Source organism: Salinicoccus halitifaciens (assembly GCF_021026095.1).
In the GTDB taxonomy this organism is placed as follows: domain Bacteria; phylum Bacillota; class Bacilli; order Staphylococcales; family Salinicoccaceae; genus Lacicoccus; species Lacicoccus halitifaciens.
In genome coordinates, this window is the sequence record NZ_JAJNCU010000004.1 from 197,582 (window position 1) to 217,690 (window position 20,109).

The 20,109-nt window shown below is 49.8% G+C and carries 20 protein-coding genes, 6 tRNA genes and 1 riboswitch; of the genes, 8 read left to right on the plus strand and 18 right to left on the minus strand.

The annotated features are described in order from the left end of the window. Positions 1–27: 27 nt before the first annotated feature. The 4 genes from LPW40_RS09665 to LPW40_RS09680 are packed head-to-tail and all read right to left on the minus strand — an operon-like array spanning position 28 to position 4,478. Positions 28–2,475 (minus strand): ATP-dependent Clp protease ATP-binding subunit, encoded by a 2,448-nt coding sequence (locus tag LPW40_RS09665; protein ID WP_230822050.1) that lies wholly within the window; start codon positions 2,473–2,475, stop codon positions 28–30. Beyond that, complete coding sequence (locus LPW40_RS09670; protein WP_230822051.1) at positions 2,476–3,498, minus strand: protein arginine kinase; 1,023 nt, start codon at positions 3,496–3,498, stop codon at positions 2,476–2,478. After that, positions 3,485–4,006, minus strand: coding sequence for a UvrB/UvrC motif-containing protein (locus LPW40_RS09675; protein WP_230822052.1), 522 nt, complete (start codon positions 4,004–4,006; stop codon positions 3,485–3,487). The genes LPW40_RS09670 and LPW40_RS09675 overlap by 14 nt, the downstream gene beginning before the upstream one ends. 4 nt (positions 4,007–4,010) lie before the next feature. Continuing rightward, on the minus strand, positions 4,011–4,478 hold the full coding sequence (locus LPW40_RS09680) for a CtsR family transcriptional regulator (protein ID WP_097041440.1): 468 nt from the start codon (positions 4,476–4,478) through the stop codon (positions 4,011–4,013). 216 nt (positions 4,479–4,694) lie between these two features. Between LPW40_RS09680 and LPW40_RS09685 the strand changes: the two genes are divergently transcribed. Then, entirely contained in the window at positions 4,695–5,906 is a 1,212-nt protein-coding gene (locus LPW40_RS09685; protein ID WP_230822053.1) for a NupC/NupG family nucleoside CNT transporter, read from the plus strand. 65 nt (positions 5,907–5,971) lie between these two features. Here LPW40_RS09685 and LPW40_RS09690 read toward each other — a convergent pair whose 3' ends face one another. Next, positions 5,972–6,160, minus strand: coding sequence for a hypothetical protein (locus tag LPW40_RS09690; RefSeq protein WP_230822054.1), 189 nt, complete (start codon positions 6,158–6,160; stop codon positions 5,972–5,974). Positions 6,161–6,290: 130 nt separating this feature from the next. Continuing rightward, positions 6,291–6,386: riboswitch (guanidine-I (ykkC/yxkD leader) on the plus strand. Positions 6,387–6,438: 52 nt separating this feature from the next. On the opposite strand from LPW40_RS09690, the gene LPW40_RS09695 reads away from it, so the two are divergent. Together LPW40_RS09695 and LPW40_RS09700 are read left to right on the plus strand one after the other, a co-directional pair. Next, a complete protein-coding gene (locus tag LPW40_RS09695; protein ID WP_230822055.1) occupies positions 6,439–6,774 on the plus strand; it encodes a DMT family transporter in 336 nt (111 codons plus the stop codon). Then, the gene (locus LPW40_RS09700) at positions 6,774–7,088 is read left to right on the plus strand and encodes a DMT family transporter (RefSeq protein ID WP_269063308.1); all 315 of its coding nucleotides are present in this window, start codon (positions 6,774–6,776) and stop codon (positions 7,086–7,088) included. The genes LPW40_RS09695 and LPW40_RS09700 overlap by 1 nt, the downstream gene beginning before the upstream one ends. A 35-nt stretch (positions 7,089–7,123) precedes the next feature. On the opposite strand, the gene LPW40_RS09705 is transcribed toward LPW40_RS09700, so the two are convergent. After that, positions 7,124–7,609, minus strand: a complete 486-nt coding sequence (locus LPW40_RS09705) for an SRPBCC domain-containing protein (protein WP_230822056.1) — start codon at positions 7,607–7,609, stop codon at positions 7,124–7,126. 104 nt (positions 7,610–7,713) lie between these two features. Continuing rightward, on the minus strand, positions 7,714–8,706 hold the full coding sequence (locus LPW40_RS09710; protein WP_230822057.1) for an LLM class flavin-dependent oxidoreductase: 993 nt from the start codon (positions 8,704–8,706) through the stop codon (positions 7,714–7,716). Between the two features lie 221 nt (positions 8,707–8,927). Between LPW40_RS09710 and LPW40_RS09715 the strand changes: the two genes are divergently transcribed. The 3 genes from LPW40_RS09715 to LPW40_RS09725 are packed head-to-tail and all read left to right on the plus strand — an operon-like array spanning position 8,928 to position 11,498. Beyond that, on the plus strand, positions 8,928–9,770 hold the full coding sequence (locus tag LPW40_RS09715; protein ID WP_230822058.1) for an ABC transporter ATP-binding protein: 843 nt from the start codon (positions 8,928–8,930) through the stop codon (positions 9,768–9,770). Next, positions 9,703–10,482, plus strand: a complete 780-nt coding sequence (locus tag LPW40_RS09720; protein ID WP_230822059.1) for an ABC transporter permease — start codon at positions 9,703–9,705, stop codon at positions 10,480–10,482. The genes LPW40_RS09715 and LPW40_RS09720 overlap by 68 nt, the downstream gene beginning before the upstream one ends. A 23-nt stretch (positions 10,483–10,505) precedes the next feature. Then, the gene (locus LPW40_RS09725) at positions 10,506–11,498 is read left to right on the plus strand and encodes an ABC transporter substrate-binding protein (RefSeq protein ID WP_230822060.1); all 993 of its coding nucleotides are present in this window, start codon (positions 10,506–10,508) and stop codon (positions 11,496–11,498) included. A 258-nt stretch (positions 11,499–11,756) separates the two neighbouring features. Here the strand turns inward: LPW40_RS09725 and pdxS are convergent, their stop codons facing one another. Next, positions 11,757–12,617, minus strand: a complete 861-nt coding sequence (gene pdxS, locus LPW40_RS09730; protein WP_230822061.1) for a pyridoxal 5'-phosphate synthase lyase subunit PdxS — start codon at positions 12,615–12,617, stop codon at positions 11,757–11,759. Positions 12,618–12,718: 101 nt separating this feature from the next. Here pdxS and pdxR point away from each other — a divergent pair, with 101 nt between their 5' ends. Beyond that, a complete protein-coding gene (gene pdxR, locus LPW40_RS09735) occupies positions 12,719–14,053 on the plus strand; it encodes a MocR-like pyridoxine biosynthesis transcription factor PdxR (RefSeq protein ID WP_230822062.1) in 1,335 nt (444 codons plus the stop codon). A 36-nt stretch (positions 14,054–14,089) separates the two neighbouring features. Here the strand turns inward: pdxR and LPW40_RS09740 are convergent, their stop codons facing one another. The 7 genes from LPW40_RS09740 to LPW40_RS09770 form a co-directional block, all read right to left on the minus strand. Next, positions 14,090–15,406 carry a CitMHS family transporter gene (locus LPW40_RS09740; RefSeq protein WP_230822063.1) on the minus strand — a complete coding sequence of 439 codons (1,317 nt, stop codon included), beginning with the start codon at positions 15,404–15,406 and terminating at the stop codon, positions 14,090–14,092. Between the two features lie 167 nt (positions 15,407–15,573). Then, positions 15,574–15,647: transfer RNA gene (locus LPW40_RS09745), tRNA-Ile, on the minus strand. A 26-nt stretch (positions 15,648–15,673) separates the two neighbouring features. Beyond that, positions 15,674–15,746, minus strand: a tRNA-Ala gene (locus LPW40_RS09750). 29 nt (positions 15,747–15,775) lie between these two features. Then, positions 15,776–15,857, minus strand: a tRNA-Leu gene (locus tag LPW40_RS09755). 10 nt (positions 15,858–15,867) lie between these two features. Next, positions 15,868–15,941 (minus strand) — tRNA-Pro (locus tag LPW40_RS09760). A gap of 56 nt (positions 15,942–15,997) precedes the next feature. After that, a tRNA-Gly gene (locus LPW40_RS09765) sits at positions 15,998–16,072 on the minus strand. Positions 16,073–16,096: 24 nt separating this feature from the next. Further along, positions 16,097–16,172: transfer RNA gene (locus LPW40_RS09770), tRNA-Val, on the minus strand. Positions 16,173–16,636: 464 nt separating this feature from the next. Between LPW40_RS09770 and LPW40_RS09775 the strand changes: the two genes are divergently transcribed. Next, positions 16,637–17,509, plus strand: coding sequence for a helix-turn-helix domain-containing protein (locus LPW40_RS09775; RefSeq protein WP_230822064.1), 873 nt, complete (start codon positions 16,637–16,639; stop codon positions 17,507–17,509). 28 nt (positions 17,510–17,537) lie between these two features. On the opposite strand, the gene LPW40_RS09780 is transcribed toward LPW40_RS09775, so the two are convergent. The 3 genes from LPW40_RS09780 to proB form a co-directional block, all read right to left on the minus strand. After that, positions 17,538–17,909 carry a cupin domain-containing protein gene (locus tag LPW40_RS09780; protein ID WP_230822065.1) on the minus strand — a complete coding sequence of 124 codons (372 nt, stop codon included), beginning with the start codon at positions 17,907–17,909 and terminating at the stop codon, positions 17,538–17,540. Between the two features lie 72 nt (positions 17,910–17,981). After that, positions 17,982–19,253 carry a glutamate-5-semialdehyde dehydrogenase gene (locus LPW40_RS09785; RefSeq protein WP_230822066.1) on the minus strand — a complete coding sequence of 424 codons (1,272 nt, stop codon included), beginning with the start codon at positions 19,251–19,253 and terminating at the stop codon, positions 17,982–17,984. Further along, positions 19,250–20,086 carry a glutamate 5-kinase gene (gene proB / locus LPW40_RS09790; RefSeq protein ID WP_230822067.1) on the minus strand — a complete coding sequence of 279 codons (837 nt, stop codon included), beginning with the start codon at positions 20,084–20,086 and terminating at the stop codon, positions 19,250–19,252. Before proB ends, LPW40_RS09785 begins: the two co-directional genes overlap by 4 nt. Positions 20,087–20,109 lie beyond the last annotated feature (23 nt).

Here is a 20,109-nt window from a genome sequence, read left to right on the forward strand (position 1 = left end):
TTCATACATGATTTGGGCTGACACTGCTTATTTCTCCGCCGCTTCTTTTTCCTTCATGCCCACCGTAAATTCTTCATTTTCATAATCCACAGTGACAACTTTGTTTTCGAAGTCGGCACCTGAGAGCAATGACTCACTCAAAGTATCTTCAATATTCTTCTGTATGCTTCTTGCAAGCGGCCTTGCACCATATTCAGGGTCATAGCCGTCTTCTGCAATCTGTGCTTTTGCAGCTTCAGTGACCTCGATATTGATGTTCTGGTCGCTCAGCCTTTCCTGCAGCTGATCAATCATCAGGGAGACGATCTCTTTCAGGTGTTCTTTTTCAAGGCTGTGGAAGACGATGATATCATCGACACGGTTGATGAACTCCGGCCTGAATGTATCTTTCAGCTCTTTCATCATCGTGCTCTTGATCGTCTCATAGTCATTGGTGGTTGAATCGGAAGTCGTGCCGAAACCTGCGAACTTGCGGTCCTTCAGTTCCTGGGCGCCGACGTTTGATGTCATGACGATGATCGTGTTCCTGAAATCGACCGTACGGCCGTTTGCATCCGTCAGCCTGCCGTCATCCAGCACCTGCAGCAGCATGTTGAAGACATCAGGGTGCGCTTTTTCAATTTCATCGAACAGGACGAGTGAGTAAGGTTTTCTTCTGACTTTCTCGGTCAGCTGGCCGCCGTCTTCATACCCGACGTAACCCGGCGGTGAACCGACGAGTCTGGATACCGAGTGTTTCTCCATGTACTCACTCATATCCACACGGATCATCGCATCATCTTCACCGAACATCGCTTCGCTGAGCGCCCTTGCAAGTTCGGTCTTACCAACCCCGGTCGGACCGAGGAAGATGAAACTGCCGATCGGGCGTTTCGGATTTTTAAGGCCGGCCCTTGCACGGCGCACAGCTTTGGAGATCGAAGTCACTGCTTCCTGCTGTCCGATGACCCTGTCATGAAGGATGGATTCCAGGTTAAGGAGACGATCCGATTCGCCCTCTGCAATCTTGGACAGCGGGATGCCCGTAATTCCGCTGATGACGATTTCTATATCACCCTGGGTGACGGACTGCGATGCCTGACCCTGTTCCTTTTTCCACTTCTCCTCTTTTTCCTTCAGTTCTTTTTCAAGCTTGGACTGGCGGTCGCGGTAGTTGGCCGCAGCTTCGAATTCCTGGCTCTGCACCGCTGCATTCTTCTCCTTCTTGATCGCTTCGAGCTTGCTCTCAAGATCTTTCAAGTCCGGCGGTGAAGTGTAGCTGCGCAGTCTGACTTTGGATGAAGCTTCATCAATCAAATCGATCGCCTTGTCCGGCAGGAAGCGGTCCTGGATGTAGCGGTCACTCATTTTGGCTGCCGCCTCGACCGCTTCATCGGTGATCGTTATCCTGTGGTGCGCTTCGTACTTGTCCCTGAGGCCTTTAAGAATGAGGATCGTATCGTCGACATTCGGCTCATCAACCTGAACCGGCTGGAAGCGGCGTTCGAGCGCTGCATCTTTTTCAATATGCTTACGGTATTCCTCAAGGGTTGTGGCACCGATGCACTGCAGCTCACCGCGGGCAAGCGCCGGCTTCAGGATGTTGGATGCATCGATTGCACCTTCCGCCCCGCCTGCGCCGATCAATGTATGGAGCTCGTCAATGAACAGCACTACGTTTCCTGCCTTATGGATTTCTTCCATCACTTTCTTCATGCGCTCTTCAAATTCACCGCGGTATTTCGTACCGGCAACGACCGTGCCCATGTCAAGGGACATCACACGTTTGTCCTTCAATGTTTCCGGCACTTCATTTTTGATGATGGACTGGGCGAGACCTTCTGCGATCGCAGTTTTACCGACACCCGGCTCACCGATCAGGACAGGGTTGTTCTTGGTCCTGCGGGACAGTACTTCAATCACCCTGGTGATTTCCTTGGATCTTCCGATCACCGGATCGAGACGGTCTTCACGAGCGATTTCCGTGAGATCTCTTGCGAGTGAATCAAGCGTCGGGGTGTTGTTGTCCTTCTTCTGCCCCTCTTTGCTCTGGATCGCTTCCGGATTGCCGAGCATCTTGATGACGGAAGCTCGTGCTTTTGTGATATTCAAGTCCAGGTTGGTCAGGACGCGTGCCGCCACACCTTCACTTTCGCGGATGAGGCCGAGCAGCAGGTGCTCAGTGCCCACGAAATTATGGTGCAGCTTGCGCGCTTCATCCATGGAGAGCTCTATCACTTTTTTCGCGCGCGGGGTGTAATGGATGGATCCGGTTCCGTCCTCGCCCTCATTGATGAGGTTGAAGACTTCGTCGCGTACATTATCTTCGCTTATATTGAAGCTCGACAGGACTTTTGCAGCAATGCCTTCCTTCTCCTTGACCAGACCGAGTAACAGGTGTTCTGTCCCTATGCTTGAATGTTTCAGGCTGATTGCTTCTTCCTGCGCATAAGCGAGCACTTTTTGGGCTCTTTCAGTTAATCTTCCAAATAACATTTATGATGTCCCTCCTATTAATTCACGTAATAGTGTTGCACGTTCTTCGTCGACTGCTCTTTCTAATGATCCATACTCTTTTTCCATGGTGTTCAAACGCATTTTGATGAATGCCGGCTGAATCAGCTGTATCTGTTCCTGAAACCTTATGGTGTTTTCGGGGAGCAGATTCAAGTCCATCCCCAGTTTAACATTACTCAAGTGATTCGCCGCTTCTTTCAAGGAAATTGTATGGGCATATTTGAGAGTGCCGTAGGAACGGTAAATTGAATCCTTCGCTTTCAGGAGATGATCATCATTCATGATGGAGCGCATCTCGTTTTCTTCTTCCATGATCCTCATCTTCAACTCATTCAGGCTGCTGATGATGTCCTCTTCAGTCCGGCCGAGCGTCAGCTGATTGGACAACTGGTAGATGTGGCCGAGCGGGACGGAGCCTTCCCCATATATTCCCCTAAGCGTAAATCCGAAACGGTTCAGATTGCTTGCAATCCTCTGTATCCTGCTGCCGAGTGACAGACCGGGCAGATGCAGCATGACTGACGCCCTGAGTCCTGTGCCGACATTCGTGGGACAGGCGGTCAGGAAGCCGTATTTGTCATCGAAGGCATAATTGATCTCCGCCTCCAGTTTATCATCAAGTTCGGATGCCCTCTCATATAATTCATCAAGCGACTCATCCGCCCCCATCACCTGGATGCGGATATGATCTTCCTCATTGACCATGATGGACACCGATTCATCACCGCTGATGTAGCTCAGCTGTCCCCGCTTCGTGAACAGGGGGCTGATCAGGTGCTTTTCGACGAGGAGCGCTTTGTCTTCAAACTTCATCACATTCAGATCGACTTCCCCGAAGCCGCTCAATACAGTTTTCAACCTGGCCGTGACCTCATCCATCTCCCCGCCTTTCAGCATATGGGGGAAAGGGATGTCCCTCACATTCCTTGCAAGGCGGATCCTTGAAGACATTTCCACAGGCTTCTCTTCGGCTGCCGTGATCCATGGACTAACCTTCGCCATTGCCATCACCTGCTTCCAATGATTTTATCTGGTCCCTGACCACTGCAGCTTCCTCGAACTCCTGGCGCTCCACGAGTTCTGCGAGCTTCTCCCGGAGGCTTTCGATTTCTTTCTTCACTTTAAGGTAAGCAGAAGACTTCGCCGGGACCTTCCCGACATGTTCCGTCTGGTAGAGCTGCACCCTGGTGATGATCTCATTGCTTTTGCCGCTGAAAGTGCCGTAACAGTCCGCACAGCCGAACTTGCCGTTTTTAAGTATGTTCTCTATCGTGGAGCCGCACGTATCACAGTGCCTTTTCTGCTTCATCCCCGCCCCCGCCGGCTGTTGTGCCGAGAGTGACTGCAGAAGCTGATGAATGTTGAACGAATCATCCGGGAAATTCGCGAACTGATTCGAAAACGACTTATTGGCACAAACTTCGCATAAATACCTCTCTGTTTTGTTCAAGCCACTGCCTGTCGTTATATGAACAGTCGCTTCATTTTCCTGACATGATTCACATATCATAAAATCACTCCTCGGTGTATAGGATGACGTCGATAATATTTAGCAAAATCTTCGCCCTGAGCTGATCCCTGTACGGCAGTTCGATCATCAGCGATTCCCTGTCGAGGGCTGCGTTGATGATTTTGCCTTCCTTTAATGTGATCACTTTGTTTTCATACATGGACTGGACGATATGCTGTGCATTCCGCTGGCTCAGTCCGGTCCCTATCATCTGCTTTAAACGGGCAAGATATTCCGCTTTTGAATGTGTTTCGACCTTGGTGATCCGGATATATCCACCGCCGCCCCGTTTACTTTCCACAAGGTATCCGTGCTCATTGGTGAACCTCGTTTTTATGACATAGTTCAATTGAGATGGGACACAGTCGAATTTCTCAGCAATAGATGCACGCTTGATTTCAACGGCTTCGCCGTCGGAATCCGCAAGTAATTCCTTCAAATATTCTTCAATGATATCCGACATATTACGCATGCAATCACCTCTTTTGACCTTCTTTGACTAAAGTATACAGCCTGCGATATATTTTGGCAAATTTCTTGTTCAAAAAATAAAGTCTTTCTTTATTTCTGCAAACGTTTGCATTATAATGATTCGGTATCGCGTTTCAGCCTTTTATACTTTATAATGGAAAGCGGGACAGCATATACATATTTTACATCATATATTTTTATTTTGGAGGATTTTATCATGAGTATTGTAATGGGGATAGTCGGCCTGCTGTTTGTAATGTTACTCGCCTGGCTTGCAAGCAGCAACCGTAAGCTTGCGCTCAAGAAGTGGAAGAACATCCTGCTTCTGATTGCACTCCAGATCCTTTTCGCATTTCTTTTACTGAATACGACATGGGGTCAGACATTTATCGGATGGCTTGCGGCAGCCTTCGACCATCTGCTCGGTTTCGCGCGTGAAGGCGGATTGTTCGTCTTCGGAGATCTGATGACGGACGAGGCGGGGGATCCGGTCAACGTCTTCCTCTTTAACGTTCTGGTTCCGATCATTTTCATATCGGCGATCATCGGCATCCTTTCCTATACAAGGATCCTGCCGCTCATCATCAAAGGTCTCGGAATCCTGCTGACGAGAATCACAGGACTCCCTTACATCGAGTCCTACAATGGTGCGGCTTCAATGATGCTTGGCCAGTCGGAGGTCTTCGTATCACTCAAGAACCAGCTGCCGAAGATGACGACTCCGCGGCTCTATACACTCGCAGCACAGGCGATGAGTTCCATCTCGCTCTCCATCGTGGGCGCATTCTTCACGATGCTTGAGCCCCAGTTTGTATTGATTGCGATTGTACTGAACCTGTTCGGCATCTATGTCATCGTACATATCATCAACCCTTACGAAGAGGAGATCGTCGATGACGGTGCTGAAATCTCCACCAAGCCGGAAGCGGGCAAATCGTTCTTCCAGGTGCTTGGCGACTATATCATCGATGGTGGTAAAATCGTCCTGATCGTCGGCGCGATGCTGATCGGTTTCATCGCACTGATCAACCTGCTCAACGAGCTGTTCCTGCTCATACCGGGCTCGAACCTCACGTTCCAGGATATCCTCGGCTACATCTTCATGCCGATCGCATTCCTGATCGGGATTCCATGGGAGGACGCCCAGATTGCAGGAAGCCTGATGGCGACCAAGCTGATCACCAACGAATTCGTTGCGATCGTGGAATTCCAGCCTATCGCTGAAGAAGTATCGAGGAAGACACAGGCGATGCTTTCAGTATTCATGATCTCATTTGCCAACTTCGGCAGCATCGGTATCATCGCTGGTTCCGTCAAAGGTCTCCACAGCGAAAGCGGGGACAAGGTGGCAAGATTCGGCCTGAAGCTCGTATACGGTGCAACACTCGTCAGCCTGCTTACAGCAGCTGTCGTCGGTTTCTTCTTTTAATCGATGAATCAAAAAAGAACGCTCTCGAATGAGCGTTCTTTTTTTGCACTGATTTAAAAATATATTTAAGACGCGATGATGGTGAATATGCCCATCATAATGATTGTGATGACAGCGAAAACGATGAAATATTTTATATACCGCTGACGGTGCTTTTTGAAGTAGCCGCCGAACTGCAGGATGGAAAGCATCCCGCTGATGAGGAAGCCGGATATTGAAATGATGAGCAGTGCATACATGATTTCCAAAAGCATGATTGTATCCCCCAGTATGATTCATAAAATCATTGTACAGGAAATCCCCGGGGCCGGCACTGATAATCTGCGGGAAGCCCATGGTTTGAAAGAAACAATCCCGTGTGCTAACATATGATTGAATATAGCAGAGAGAGTTCACTAGGGTTCCGCAGCACCGCTGGCCTGGACCGAGAGTGGACCCATGGCAGAGGCCGTGACACGGAGGGATAAAAGCCTGGGAGATTTAAATATCTCCCAGGCTTTTTTTATTTTATATATCGAAAGGATTTGAAATTATGAACTGGATCAAGATCATCATCGCTTCGATTTTTGAAGTCGGCTGGGTCATCGGCCTGAACCATGCCGACAACTGGTGGCAGTGGGTGCTGACCCTGATTGCGATTTATATCAGCTTCTATCTGCTGATCGTCGCTTCCATGGAGCTGCCGGTCGGCACATCTTATGCGGTGTTCGTCGGACTCGGCGCGACCGGTGTCGCAATCACCGATTTCCTGTTGTTCGGGCAGCCGTTCACAGTCTGGAACCTCGTATTCATCGCAGTGCTGCTCACAGGCGTCATCGGCCTGAAGATGGTCACATCGGAAGAACGCATTGAGGAGGCGGAAAAATAATGGCCTGGATACTTTTGATACTGGCGGGCATCTTCGAGATGCTCGGCGTCAACGCAATAAACGTCTATACGCATAAAAGGACGAGACTCTCGCTTTTCGGCATATTATTCTTCTTTGGCATCAGTTTCATCTCCCTGTCGCTTGCGATGAATGAGATCGCCATGAGCACCGCCTATGCCGTCTGGACGGGAATCGGCGCAGCAGGCGGCGCGATACTCGGCATGCTGTTTTATAATGAACCGAAAAACTTCCCGAGGATCTTCTTCATCGCCCTCATCATCGGCAGTGCCGTCGGGCTGAAGGCGATCAGCTGATATGTAGCCGCACAACAGTGCGGGTTTTTATTTTGTCAGCGCCCCAGCTTCTCCCTCACCTTTTTCTCCAAAGTCTGGAAGGCGTCATCGTCCATTTCCTTCAGTTCCCCGGTTTCGGCGATATGTTTTAAATTTTCGATCTGGAAATACCAGCCGGTGAAATCTTTGACGATGCCTTTGAATGCGAGCGGCATCCTTTCCTCGAATGTCACCCTGACGGTATCTTCGTCGATGTCATGCACTTCAAGGCTGATGTCCCCAGGGTCCCATGTGAACATCAGCCTTCTCGGCTCCGCATAATCCAGTATATATAAGTGGTCATGCGTCCCGTCACCCTTTTCAAAGAATAACTTCTCAGGTCTCGGCTCGTCTTCGAAAGTCAATTCGGGAAACCATTTTTTACTGCCTTCCGAGGTTCCGAAAAAGTAGAATACGTCCTCGGTCGTCGCGTTGATGTCGATTTCAAGTTTCTGATACGCATTGTATTCGTTGGTGCTGTACTCGGTGTTCATTGTGTTCATCCCCCTTGTATTTAATTATATCAGGCATATTTCCAGTATACCAAACTTCCCGAAAATTAAAAAAGCACAGGGGTGTATTCCTGTGCGTGCAGTGGTTTATTCTGTTACAAAAGCTCTTTTGCGAGCAGCCTGTATACATCCAGCCGCTTCTCCTGAGAATGCGGGATGCTGCATATCATCGCCTCTTCGAAGCCATACATCTCCTGCTCTTCCTTCAGCTGTTCCGCGACTTCTTTGGCGGAGCCGACAAGATGCAGTTTACGTCCCTCGCGTATGGACATCTTATCCATTTCGCTGAGCGGATAGTTCTGTGCCTCTTCTGGGGTCATCGTCTGGGTGATGCGGCCCTGCTGCAGCATGAGCCTTGAAATGTCATACGGCAGCGCCTCATATTCCGCTTCCTCGCGTGTCTCGGCCACTGTCGCCATATATGATACGTTGATCGCCGGCTTTTCCATCAGCGGCGACGGTTTGAACCGGTCTCTGTAGAGGTCGAGTATTTCTTTCGAAAGTTCCCCGTTGAAGAACTGTGCGAATGAATAGCCCGCCCCCATCTCGGCAGTTGCAATCGCACTGTTGCCGGTCGATCCGAGCATCCAAGCCTCAGGCCGTACGACATCTTCCGGGTATGCCGGCACTGAGCCGTACAGGCGGCCTTCCGGCACTTCATCATTCAGCAGCTGCATCGTGATCCGGAATTTTTCATATAAATCATCCACTTTCGGCTGCCCGCCCTGTGCGAGTGCGTACATTGCGAAGTGGTCGCCGCCCGGCGCGCGCCCTGCACCGAAATCGATCCGTCCGGGTGAAAACGCACTGAGCGTCTTGAACACCTCGGCAAGCTTAAGCGGCGAGTAGTGCATCACCATTACACCGCCCGTGCCGATCCGGATATTTTCAGTTTTCGCAGCAAGCCGTGCCGCCGTGATTTCCGGTGCCGAGCTTACATGCGATTTGGTGCCGTGGTGTTCAGCCATCCACATGCGGTGGTACCCGAGTTCATCTGCAAGCACCGCGAGTTCCTCGGCTTTTATGAGTGCATCCGCCGACTTGTTTCCCGTCGTGACCGGCGCCTGATCCAATACGCTTAATTTCATTTGAAGCCATCCTTTCAAATTTCCAGCAGTTATTTTCCAAATTAGAAATAATACTATCAGCTGCCTGTTTCCCGTTCAATTTTACTGCCTGAAATGAAGCCTTGCCCTGCCCTCCGTAACATGGGAATATAAAGGGATGGACCAAATTATATTGACTTACTAGGATATTATGGTTATTATTCCTATTGTATTCGTATGATTTTTTAGTGAGGTGAACGGACTTGAAAGTGGAATTGAAAGATGTACATAAAGAATTTAAAAAAGGTGACGGTCAGAAACTCCATGTGCTGGACGACATCAACTTCAATATTGAAGAAGGAGAGTTCGTCTCCCTCCTCGGACCTTCCGGCTGCGGGAAGTCGACAATCTTAAAATTGATTGCAGGGCTGGACAAAGCGACATCCGGAGACGTCCGTGTCAATGGTGAGCAGGTGACGAAGCCCGGCACGGACCGGATCGTCGTATTCCAGGAAGGCGGGTTGTTCCCCTGGATGACCGTGAAGCAGAATGTCACTTACGGACTGAACCTGAAGAAGATGTCCAAGGCCGAAGTGGAAGAAAAAGCGGTCGAGGGTCTGCAGATGGTGCACCTCGGCAATTTTGCCGATGCCTATCCGCATGAATTATCCGGAGGCATGAAACAGCGGGTGGCCATTGCGCGCGCCCTTGTGATGGATCCGGAAGTCCTGCTGATGGATGAGCCGTTTGCGGCCCTCGATGAACAGACAAGGCTCGTACTGCATAAGGAACTTCAGAATATATGGAGGAAGACCGGCAACACGATTTTATTCATCACCCACAACATCCGTGAGGCGCTGACTTTATCGGACCGCGTACTTTTGATGAGCACGCGTCCCGGAAAGATAAAGGAATCCTTCACCGTCCGCGCTGCACGCCCGAGAGATCCGGCCGACAGTGTCATCGTCGATCTTGAAAAACGTGTGATGACAGAGCTTGAAATTGAAATGGAAAAAGTGTTGAAGGAGGAGTTTGGTGATGACTACAGCCTTAAGACGGATCATCTTCGTAGCGGTGATCATCGGGATATGGGAAGTAATATCTAAGCTCGGCTTCTTCCCGACATTCATGTTCCCGCCCCTCATCATCCCGAATGAACCGGGCGGTGTCACGGTGATCGGCACACTGATCAGCAGCATCATTTCCGGCCAGATCGTCACCGCGACGGCCACGACGCTCACAAGACTGCTCGTGGGCTTCTCGATTGCCATCGTCCTCGGCCTGACCTTCGGGTTCCTGATCGCACGTTATAAGTGGGTCGACGACACCCTCGGCTTCTTTGTGACTGCACTGCAGTCCATACCGAGCATCGTATGGTTCCCTCTTGCGATCGTATGGTTCGGCCTCGGCAACACCGCAATATTATTCATCGTCGCCATCGGGGCGACATGGACGATGACAGTGAACTCGAGTGCAGGATTCAAGAATGTGCCATCCCTTTATTTGAACGCAGCAAAAACACTCGGCTCCTCAGGTGCACACCTCGTCAGGACGGTGGTCATCCCCGCCTCCATCCCGCACATCATCTCCGGCCTCCGGGTCGCATGGGCCTTTGCATGGCGGGCGATCATGGCGGGTGAACTGCTCGGTTCGACCGGGGGTCTCGGCTACCTGCTCGACCTTGGCCGTTCAATCCAGGCGATGGACCTTGTACTGTCCATCATGATCGTCATCGGCATCATCGGAACGATCATAGACAATCAGGTCTTCCTGCGCATGGAACGTGCAGTAGCACGCCGTTACGGCCAGACAGTTTAAATAAAAAATCAGGAGGATATAAAATGAAAAAATTCATACTGGGCATCATCGCATTATCTTTGGCAGTCGTTGCAGGCTGCGGCGGCGCGGAAGAACCCGCCGAAGAAGTGAGGATCGGCTATTTCCCGAACCTGACACACATCTCGACGGTGATTGCACTTCAGAACGGTTACTTTGAAGAAGAACTCGGTGAGGACATTGCAATTGAAACCATGACCTTCCCGGACGGCAGTGCTTTCATGGAAGCCATGTCCACCGATGAATTCGACATCGGCACGGTCGGCCCTACGCCTGCCACGACGACTTACATGAGGAACCCGGCACACTCCATCATTGCCGGTGCGGTCAACGGCGGTGCAGTCCTTGCCACGGCTGAAGGTTCCGGCATCGATTCCGTGGAGGATCTGGACGGCAAAAACGTTGCGGTTCCGACCATCGGTTCCACACAGGACATCATGTTGAGGAAAGCCCTGCATGAAGTCGGGCTCGACATCGATGATTCCGGCGGGACAGTGAGCCTGAACCCTCAGGCGCCTGCAGATACTTCAACGTTGTTCCTGCAGGGTGATGTGGACGCGGCGGCAACCCAGGAACCTTGGGGCGTTTTCCTGGAAAACCAGGCGAATGCAGACATCCTTCTGGATGAGGATGAATTCGGTTGGGGAGAAGATTCGACGATGACCGTGGTGACAGCGAGAGATGCATTCACCGAAACGAACCCCGAGCTCACTGAAGCCTATTTGAGAGCGCACGTCCGGGCAATCGACTTCATAAACGAGAACACCGAAGAAGCAGTCGGCATCTTTGTAGATCACATCAGGGATGTCACAGGCAGTGAACTGAGTGAGGAAGAGACGCTTGAAGCAAGCGACAGATTGTATCCAACTCACGAAATAAACGAACAGGTCCTCCAGGAGATGGCAACTATCAGCTTTGAAGCGGACTACATTTCAAGCGATGACATCGAGGGTCTGATCAACACAGAGTTCATCGATAACGTGACTTCAGAGGAATAAAGCGAAACAGAGTAAAAAGGCCGGGACATCGTCCCGGCCTTTTTGTTGTTCGCTGCCGTTTGTGCATCTTGAGGGCATTGTGACTGCTCACTCGTCCTCTTAAAACATCCTGAGTGAGCAGAAAAGCATCGGGATTGCTCATTCACGCCTTAAAATTCCTCCTGAATGAGCGGCAAGGTCCCAGCACGCTTCTCCTATCCACCTGCATTACAATAAAATGAGACCGAAACTTGATGTCCCGGTCTCATTTTATTCGTATCACCAGCCGCGGTCCTGCATCCTGTCGGCTTCGGCGAGTGTACGCACATCGATGCCGGACATCGGACTGCCCAGTTCTTTTGCCAGCTCACCGATCAGCTTATAATCCTGATAGTTCTCGGTCGCCTGTACGATCGCCCTTGCGAACTTTTCAGGCTGTTCGGATTTGAATATGCCGGATCCGACAAATACGCCGTCAGCGCCGAGTTCCATCATCAACGCCGCATCCTGGGGTGTTGCGACGCCGCCTGCTGCATAGTTGACTACAGGCAGTTCGCCCTCTTCCCTGATCTGTTTGAGCACGTCATACGGTGCACCCAGGTCTTTTGCGAATGTCATCAGCTCGTCATCATTTAAAACAGTGATCATTTTAACCTGCTGGTTCACCTTCCTGATATGACGCACCGCTTCAACGATGTTGCCCGTTCCCGGCTCACCTTTCGTGCGCAGCATTTCAGCGCCTTCACCGATACGGCGGGCCGCTTCACCGAGATCCCGGCAACCGCAGACGAACGGCACTTTATAATCGGATTTCAACAGGTGGTATTCTTCATCCGCAGGGGTCAGCACTTCTGATTCATCGATGTAATCGACGCCCATCGCTTCCAGTACGCGTGCTTCGGAAATGTGGCCGATGCGGCACTTCGCCATCACCGGAATCGATACGGCGTTCACCACTTCTTCTATGATGCGCGGATCTGCAGCACGCGCGACGCCGCCTGCAGCGCGTATATCAGACGGCACACGCTCCAGTGCCATTACAGCCACCGCACCTGCAGCCTCTGCGATTTTTGCCTGTTCAGCATTCACTACATCCATGATGACACCTTTATACGGCATCGTCAGCTTATCTTGAGTCATTGTTCATCCCACTTCCTTATATTTTGTTCTTATGATATATTCTAGTGTATTAACTGACTCTTAAAAAGTGTCAGAATGATTAATTATATAGGGGTCAGATAATGTATATAAAATTGGATGCAAAAAGTGAAACGAGTTTATATGAACAGGTCTATCAAGAGATGAAAAGGCGGATTTTAAGCGGCGAGCTCAAAAGCCGGGATAAACTCCCGAGCAAACGACAGCTTGAAATGGACTTGAATATCAGCATGACCACAGTTGAACGTGCCTATGCACAGCTCCTTGATGAAGATCTCATATACAGCGTGGAAAAGAGCGGGTTCTTCGTATCTGAAATCGATCTGCTGAAAACCGCACCGAAAGAGACACCCGTCATCACCAGGCCGGAGCCCGTCAATTACAACCTCAGCCTCGGCGCAATCGACACCACCATCGTCCAAAAAGGCATCATCAAGCAGATTTCAAGGGAGGTGTTCGGGGAGGAGGATCTGCTCAACCCCGGGGAGGACAGCGGCGAGCATGCCCTCAGAAAAGCGATTTTCGACTATCTTCATTTCAACCGCGGCGTCTCCTGCTCGATCGATCAGATCTTCATCGGCCCCTCGACGGAATACCTGCTGCAGCAGGCTTTATTTTTAATGGATTATCCGAAAATGACGATTGAAGATCCCGGCTATCCCATAGTTAAAAAAGTCCTTTCCCATTTGAAGTTGTCGTGTGATATCGCGGAAGTCGAAGAAGACGGGATCAATATCGAAGATGTCAAAAAACATGAAAACCCAGTGGTGCACATCACGCCTTCCCATCAGTTCCCGAGCGGTGCCGTACTCTCCATGAAGAAGCGTGTGAAACTTTTGAACTATGCTTTTCTGGACGGCAAATACATCATTGAAGACGATTATGACAGTGAATTCAGATATACGGGCAGGCCCCTGCCGTCACTCCAGGGGCTTGACCGGAACGAGCGCACCATATATATGAGCACGTTCTCCAAATCGCTCTATCCGTCGCTCAGGCTGTCGGTGATGGTGCTTCCGAAACCGCTGGCAGAAAAGTATTATGCTGAAAAATTATCCTGCAATGTATCCAGGCAGATGCAGCATATCGTGGCGAGGTATATTTCGGAAGGTTATTTGAACAGGCATATCAACAGGGTGCGCAAAATATACTCAAGGAAGATGAAGGAGATCACGGACTGGCTTGGGGAACATTTCCCCCAGGTGAGAGTCAGCGGCGAGCATACCGGCATGCACTTCGTTTTGAAGTGTCCGGGCAGGGACATCGGCCCGGATATTGAAGCCTACGGCCTGATCAGTAAAAACAATTATTCGGTGAGCGATCATTTCAATGATGCGGTAATCATCGGCATCGGTGAAGCGAAGACGGAGGAAATCATCGGCACTCTCAGCCATTTTCTTGGCGATGTATATAAATAAAGCTTTCCGGAAGAATTTCCGGAAAGCTTTATTGATTTAATACAGACCCAGGAGGAACCCGACAAAGAGGATCACCAGACTGAAACCCCAGATCCAGAAAAATGCATACTTGATGTATCTGCCCATTTCGATTCCTGCGAGCCCGACCGCAAGCCAAAGCGCAGGGGAAAAAGGACTGACGAACGTGCCGATGATGTTGCCGATCAAGAGGGAATATGCGATTTCAACACTTTCCACACCAAGCGGGCTGACGATGCCTTCAACGATCGGCAGCAGAGCAAAGTAATAGGCATCCGTATTCAGCACCATATCAAGCGGTACACCAAATGCCCCCACTACATAATGAAGATAAGGGACAATGAACGCCGGGAGTACGCTGACCATGTCTTCAGCCAGGGACTCAAGCATGCCGCTGTTGTCCATGATGCCGAGGAACGTACCTGCTGCAAGGATGATGCTCCCCATCATGAGCGCGTTCGGTGCATGGCTCGCCAGACGGTCTTTTTGGACTTCCGCATCCGGGTAGTTCACCAGCATGCCGATACATAAAGCGATCATGAAGATCAGTCCCGCCGGAAGGATGTTCGTCACCAAAGAGATGATGACAACCACAACAAGAAGGAGATTGAACCAGAGCAATTTAGGACGTTCAAGATCCTTGCCCTCGGACTCAGAGCCTGTGTTGACGCTGCTTTCAAACATTCCGGCATTATCCGGGTTGATGAGCTGCCCTTCTTTTTCTATCCTTTTCTTTTCCATCCAGCCGAGGAATGCAGCAAACAAAATCAATAAGATGATTGCAATGATCTGCAGAGGGATCAGAGGCGGCCACAGTTCTGCAGCATCCACACCGAGCACGGCTGCAGTACGTCCAAGCGGCCCGGCCCACGGTACCATATTGATGATGCTCGCACTCAGGCCAATCAGCAGGACGAGCAGATAAGGACTCATATTGAGCTTCTTGTAGAGCGGCAGCAGCGCCGGTATCGTGATCAGGAATGTCGAGGCGCCCGCCCCGTCCAGATGGGCGAGTCCGCCGATGATTACGGTGACCATCGCCACGAGGATGACATTCCCCCGTGAGATTTTCACCATATTATGTATTAATGGGTTGAACATGCCTGAATCCTGCATGATTCCGAAGAATAAAATCGCAAAGATGAACATGATGACCACCGGCAGGACGGAGGCGATGCCTTCGCTGAAAAAGTCGCTGATTTCTTCAAAGCCGAAACCTGCAATCAGGGCTCCCACCACCGGGACGAGCGTGAGGGCGATGACAGGATGCACCCTCTGGGTGATCAATAATGCAACAATCGTTGCGATGATTATAAAAGCGATGATGCTGAGCATAAATGAAACCCCTTTCCAAAATCTCAGCCCGCAAAGGCCAATAAAACTATTTTGACAGAGGTCAAATTACCGGTCAAGTGCAAATTTTGAGAAAACTGTAATCGGTAACATATATTTCAAAAAAAAGACAAAATTAAAAACGCACGGATATTTCCATGCGTTTTGAGTGGGCCTAAGTGGACTCGAACCACCGACCTCACGCTTATCAGGCGTGCGCTCTAACCGGCTGAGCTATAGGCCCTTCTTATGTATGTAAATTAAAAAAAGTGGAGACTAGCGGGATCGAACCGCTGACCTCCTGCGTGCAAGGCAGGCGCTCTCCCAGCTGAGCTAAGCCCCCGTATAACAAATATATTATGATAAAAATGATGCGGGTAAGAGGACTTGAACCTCCACGTCCGAAGACACTAGATCCTGATTCTAGCGCGTCTGCCAATTCCGCCATACCCGCGTTGTAAAAGTCGGGAAGACAGGATTCGAACCTGCGACCCCTTGGTCCCAAACCAAGTGCTCTACCAAGCTGAGCTACTTCCCGTAAAGTTGTTTTAACTGCCTTCAAAAAAATAAAACGGCATAACCGCTTAATGAAAATGGAGCGGAAGACGGGATTCGAACCCGCGACCCCCACCTTGGCAAGGTGGTGTTCTACCACTGAACTACTTCCGCAATATGTAAATTGAATTTTAGAAATGGTGGAGAATGACGGGCTCGAACCGCCGACCCTCTGCTTGTAAGGCAGATGCTCTCCCAGCTGAGCTAATTCTCCGTTCACCGGATGATGAATACTAATACATCATAATATATCATCCATTACAATGTCAACACTATCTTAACATTTTAATGTGTAAAAAGGGAAAGCAGGTGGAAAGGCTCAATTAAATTGAGTTTTCCCCCTGCTTTTGGGAGCTAATGTATTTATACAAAAATGTATAACAAGGTCAAAAGTGCTTCTGAAGATTCATGTCTTACATTAAATAAAGGATAGGATCAACCGGCAGACTCTTTGTTCCAACAATTGTGAGTATCCCCGTCAACGCAATAACAGTAACTAAACGTCTTGCTTTTTTCATAATATCTCCCCCACCTTTTCTTGATGACTTTATTATACTACGAATATTCTGACTCCATTAACTATTTTCATATATGAAAACAAAAAGATTATAGTTTTCTTTTTACTTCTCCATGACCATGTAGTATCTTTAATGAAAGCTAACATCAGAGGTGAGGAAAATGTCAAATCAATCCATAGGTATGCTGCTCAGGGACTTCCGGCAGTCAAGGAACCTGACGATGAAGGAAGTCTGTGATACCGATTTGTCAATCGCCCAGTTGTCCAAATTCGAGCGCGGTGTCAGTGAACTGACCATCAATAAGCTGCTTGTGATTCTGGACCGGCTCAATATTACCATTGAAGAATTCTTCCATGCTGAAAAAGAGTTTGAACTGAGTGAATTCGAACAACTTATAAATGATATGAAAGAACACTACATACAACGTGACGTCGAAAAGATCATTGAACTCAGGGATGCGCAGCTGAAGAAGTACGAAGAACGGGACATCAAATTCTTCGAGCTCAATGCGATCATGCTCTCAGCACTGATCAAGGACCTCGATGAAGAGCGGTACGAGAAAAATGAACGGGAAGCCAAATTGATCGATCATCTGATGGAAGTGGATCTTTGGTGCAATTATGAAATCGTCCTGTTCGCCAATTCACTCCCCCTCTTCACCATCGAATCACTCGTCATGCTGACCAACGAGATGATCAACAACACACAGTATTACCGGGTGATCGGCAAACACCGGACGATGACCATCCAGACATTGACGAACGTCATACTGGTCCTTCTGGAAAAAGGGGAAACCGTGCACAGCAAAAAATTCCATGATATTCTGGAAGAACTGCTGGAGACGGACCAATATCTGCTGTATGAGAAAAATGTCTCTAAATATCTAAGCGGATTCTACCACTACGTGACAGGTGACGAGGACCGTGGCATACAGTTAATGGAAGAATCCATCCATACGTTTGATATACTGGACCGGAAGCAGCTCGCCGACAATTTCAGGATGCACCTCGACAATATTCAAATGCAAAAATGAGCGGAGAAGTTCTCCGCTCATTTTCATTTTAAATATCTTTATCTTCCACCGGGCCCATCCAGTCCACTTCACCGGCAGTCAATGCCAGATGCACGAGTTCGCTGTCCTTCTTCGCACCGTGCCAATGGACGACGTCCTTATCGATATTGAGGACATCACCCGCTTTGATCGTCTGCGGCTCTTTGCCTTCTTCCTGGTACCAGCCTTCACCATGGGTGACGAGGAGCACCTGGCCCACCTCATGCGAATGCCACTTCGTCCTGCCGCCGGGCTTGAATGTCACATTCGCAATCGGCGTGTTCAACGGGGCATCATCTTTGAAGATTACATTGAAATAAACTTCCCCCGTAAAATGGTCCGTCCTCTGTTCACCTTCCGGAAAGATTTTTTCTGAAGCCATCCCACTTCTCCCCCTTCATTCATTACTGCCTTAAAAATACCATATTGAGTGGAGCCGGTGAAATGAACAACATCATTCCCTGATCTGGCCGGAACCTTCGACGATATATTTATAGCTCGTCAGCGCTTCTAGACCCATCGGCCCCCTTGCATGCAGTTTCTGTGTACTGATGCCGATCTCACCGCCGAAGCCGAACATCTCGCCGTCCGAGAAGCGTGTGGATGCATTGACATAAACCGCCGCCGAATCCACTTCATTCAGGAAATCCTGTATGGCCTGATAATCCGTCGCAACGATCGCGTCGGAGTGGCCCGTTGAATACTCATCAATGTGCGCAATCGCTTCATCGTAACCGCCCACGACCTTCACTGCGATATCGTATCCGAGGTATTCATCCGTATAATCGGACTCTCCTGCACTGACTGCACTTTCGACGATCTCACATACCTTTTCATCGCCGTGTATAGTGACGCCCGCTTCTTCCAGCGCCTTGGCGAACACCGGCAGCATATCCTCCGCCACACTCTCGTCCACAAGCAGCGTCTCCAGTGCGTTGCATACGGAAACCCTGTGGGTTTTGGCATTGACGATCAGCGAAGAGGCCATTTCCACATCCGCTGAAGCATGCACATACATATGGCAGTTGCCTGTGCCCGTCTCGATCACCGGCACAGTCGCCTGTTTCAGCACCGCCTGGATCAGGCCCGCGCCGCCCCTCGGTATGAGGCAGTCGACACCTTCATTGAACTGCATGAACTGTGTGGCGAGTTCCCTGGACGGATCTTTGATCAGCTGGATGCTCTCCTTCGGCACATTCGTCCCGGCGAGCCCTTCCTGGAGCACTTCAACGAGCGCCGTATTGCTGTTCAGCGCCTCTTTTCCGCCCCTTAAAATGACGGCATTTCCGGCCTTCAGGCATAACCCTGAAGCATCAGCCGTCACATTCGGGCGCGATTCGTAAATGATGCCGATGACGCCGAGCGGCACCCTTTTCTTGCTGATTTTAAGGCCTGCCTCGTTGACCCACTGGGCATCACTCTTCGACGTCGGATCTTCAAGCCCGGCCATCTTTTTAAGTCCGGTCTGCATGCCGGCAAGCCTGTCCGGGTTCAGCGTCAGCCTCTCGATCAATGCATCCGTCAATCCGTTTTCTTTACCGTTCTTAATATCTTCTGCGTTCGCTTTCAAAATCTTTTCATGGTTTTTTTCAATTGCTTCGCTCATCGCCAGGAGCGCTGCGTTTTTATCCCCTGCCGGAAGGCCTCTTAAGACCTTTGCCGCTTTTTTGGCGTTCTTCCCGAGTCCGTACAGTACATTTTCTTCCGTCATCATTGTTTTCATCATTCATTCTCCCCCTGTATCATTAATTCCACTGTTTCTTTTTTGAATAAAGTCCCGACATTCTCACCATTCAATATGTCAAAGACGATCGTCGGATTTTTCGCAGAAGCGATGATCATGAGTTTATCATTGTCCATCACACGTTTCGCCGCACCGAGCTTCGTCTCCATACCGCCCGTCGAGAAGACCGAACCGGCACCGCCGGCCATCTCCAGTATCTCTTCATCGATTTCACCGACGAACGGGATCAGCTTTGCATCCGCTTCCGTATGTGGATTGGCATCGAACAGCCCGTCTATGTCACTCAGTATGATCAGAAGATCCGCATCCACGACTTCCGAAACCACAGCCGACAGTGTATCATTCTCACCGAACTTTGAGCAGTGGCCGGATTCATCGACATACACCGCATCATTTTCATTGATGATCGGAATGATGTTGTTCTTCAGAAGCGTGTTGATGGCGGTCTGACAGTTTGCATATGAATTCGGATAATTGATGATGTCCCGCGTCATAAGTATTTGCCCGACATGCTGGTCGTAATGCTGGAAGAACCTGCTGTATAAATTAATCAGTTCCCCCTGGCCGACTGAAGCAAGCGCCTGTTTCTCCGCAATGTCCTCCGGGTATTCGTCGAGGTTCATCACGCTCGCCCCGACACCGACGGCACCTGATGCCACAAGGACGACATCGCAGCCCTGCTGGCGCAGGGTTGCGCACACGAAAGCAAGACGGTCAATCTTATGATAGTCGATTTTATTTATGGATTTCATGATGGAGTTCGTTCCAATCTTAATCACGACACGGTTTACATCTTTTAAAATATCACGATTCATATTTACCACTCCTGAACTACATA

Excerpts from the sequence above, each read along its gene's own strand:
- LPW40_RS09665 (WP_230822050.1), bottom strand. The coding sequence starts at position 2,475 with ATGTTATTTGGAAGATTAACTGAAAGAGCCCAAAAAGTGCTCGCTTAT.
- LPW40_RS09670 (WP_230822051.1), bottom strand. The coding sequence starts at position 3,498 with ATGGCGAAGGTTAGTCCATGGATCACGGCAGCCGAAGAGAAGCCTGTG.
- LPW40_RS09675 (WP_230822052.1), bottom strand. The coding sequence starts at position 4,006 with ATGATATGTGAATCATGTCAGGAAAATGAAGCGACTGTTCATATAACG.
- LPW40_RS09680 (WP_097041440.1), bottom strand. The coding sequence starts at position 4,478 with ATGCGTAATATGTCGGATATCATTGAAGAATATTTGAAGGAATTACTT.
- LPW40_RS09685 (WP_230822053.1), top strand. The coding sequence starts at position 4,695 with ATGAGTATTGTAATGGGGATAGTCGGCCTGCTGTTTGTAATGTTACTC.
- LPW40_RS09690 (WP_230822054.1), bottom strand. The coding sequence starts at position 6,160 with ATGCTTTTGGAAATCATGTATGCACTGCTCATCATTTCAATATCCGGC.
- LPW40_RS09695 (WP_230822055.1), top strand. The coding sequence starts at position 6,439 with ATGAACTGGATCAAGATCATCATCGCTTCGATTTTTGAAGTCGGCTGG.
- LPW40_RS09700 (WP_269063308.1), top strand. The coding sequence starts at position 6,774 with ATGGCCTGGATACTTTTGATACTGGCGGGCATCTTCGAGATGCTCGGC.
- LPW40_RS09705 (WP_230822056.1), bottom strand. The coding sequence starts at position 7,609 with ATGAACACAATGAACACCGAGTACAGCACCAACGAATACAATGCGTAT.
- LPW40_RS09710 (WP_230822057.1), bottom strand. The coding sequence starts at position 8,706 with ATGAAATTAAGCGTATTGGATCAGGCGCCGGTCACGACGGGAAACAAG.
- LPW40_RS09720 (WP_230822059.1), top strand. The coding sequence starts at position 9,703 with ATGACTACAGCCTTAAGACGGATCATCTTCGTAGCGGTGATCATCGGG.
- LPW40_RS09725 (WP_230822060.1), top strand. The coding sequence starts at position 10,506 with ATGAAAAAATTCATACTGGGCATCATCGCATTATCTTTGGCAGTCGTT.
- pdxS (WP_230822061.1), bottom strand. The coding sequence starts at position 12,617 with ATGACTCAAGATAAGCTGACGATGCCGTATAAAGGTGTCATCATGGAT.
- pdxR (WP_230822062.1), top strand. The coding sequence starts at position 12,719 with ATGTATATAAAATTGGATGCAAAAAGTGAAACGAGTTTATATGAACAG.
- LPW40_RS09740 (WP_230822063.1), bottom strand. The coding sequence starts at position 15,406 with ATGCTCAGCATCATCGCTTTTATAATCATCGCAACGATTGTTGCATTA.
- LPW40_RS09775 (WP_230822064.1), top strand. The coding sequence starts at position 16,637 with ATGTCAAATCAATCCATAGGTATGCTGCTCAGGGACTTCCGGCAGTCA.
- LPW40_RS09780 (WP_230822065.1), bottom strand. The coding sequence starts at position 17,909 with ATGGCTTCAGAAAAAATCTTTCCGGAAGGTGAACAGAGGACGGACCAT.
- LPW40_RS09785 (WP_230822066.1), bottom strand. The coding sequence starts at position 19,253 with ATGATGAAAACAATGATGACGGAAGAAAATGTACTGTACGGACTCGGG.
- proB (WP_230822067.1), bottom strand. The coding sequence starts at position 20,086 with ATGAATCGTGATATTTTAAAAGATGTAAACCGTGTCGTGATTAAGATT.